Origin of the sequence: Campylobacter sp. 2457A (genome assembly GCF_020135895.1) — a bacterium.
In the GTDB taxonomy this organism is placed as follows: domain Bacteria; phylum Campylobacterota; class Campylobacteria; order Campylobacterales; family Campylobacteraceae; genus Campylobacter_D; species Campylobacter_D taeniopygiae.
Genome location: NZ_JACHTO010000068.1, coordinates 1 through 1,015, shown reverse-complemented (window position 1 = coordinate 1,015; position 1,015 = coordinate 1). Strand labels below are relative to the sequence as shown.

The following is a 1,015-nucleotide window of genomic DNA, read 5'->3' as shown; positions in this document are numbered from 1 at the left end:
GGATTAATAGGTGATTTAAGCTTTTTAAGGCTTGGTAAATTAAGACTATATAACTTATAAAGAAATAAAAAGGAAGAGGTAAAAAAATGGTAATTTTTAAAAATATATTATTGTTTTTATTTTTTAGTACCTATTTGTTAGCACAAGATAGTTTTACTCCGCTAGAGCAATGCACTTTCGAAAATGAAAAGTTTTGGATAAAAATCTTAAATCTATGTCCAGAGGGTAATATAACTTGCGATAAAGTTATATATGTGGGTGTCAATAAAGATAGTGGAAAATATATTATCTTAAATGGCAAGTCTATTAGCGATGTAAATATGAATTTTAAAGGATATGTTTTTAAAAATGGTATTTATGAATATAATATTTTTAAAAATAATGTTTTATATATTTCTAAAAACAAGCAAATTATACAAGAATATCGTCTGAAATTATGTGAAAGATAGATAGCAAAGATTCAAGTAAAAAGAATGGCAATTACCTACCATAGATGCTAAAATTAATAATGAGGATTATAAGATACATATTAATCATTTAGGAAAACCTTGATGAAATTTAAAATTATAGAAAATAAAAACGGAGAAATATTTCCACAATGGAATATTTTACTCGATTTGTATATAAAATCATTTCTTGATATATTTTGCACACATGATAAAATAAATAAAAATGATATGATAGAAATCATAGAATATACCCTTTTATGCGACTTTTTAGAATGTAGCAATTATGCAGAACTTTTTATGATTTTTAATCTTTATACAAAAGATTATCAAAATGAATTTCTAAAGGTATTTGAAAAATTATTTATAAATAATATGATAGATTTTTATATAAATGATGAAGAACAATATACGCTCACGCATTATATGAAAGAAGATAAATATCAAGTTTGGAAATATTTTATGGACAATTATATTTATAAAGAGCGTTTTTATGTCGATAGTTTTTTAGTTGCTTCTTGGGATAATCCAAATAGTTGGGATAAATATAACATTAATGCAATTATTAG

1 protein-coding gene and 1 pseudogene are annotated in these 1,015 nt (G+C 23.1%); both read left to right on the top strand.

The features are described from left to right. Positions 1-86: 86 nt before the first annotated feature. Positions 87-449: a hypothetical protein gene (locus H2280_RS08335; RefSeq protein WP_337216248.1), complete on the top strand. Its 363-nt coding sequence runs from the start codon at positions 87-89 to the stop codon at positions 447-449. Positions 450-551: 102 nt separating this feature from the next. Continuing rightward, a pseudogene (locus tag H2280_RS08330) lies at positions 552-1,015 on the top strand (hypothetical protein); the annotation flags it as partial.

What these genes read in the sequence shown, in the direction of transcription:
- H2280_RS08335 (WP_337216248.1), top strand. Translation starts at nt 87, where the DNA reads ATGGTAATTTTTAAAAATATATTATTGTTTTTATTTTTTAGTACCTAT.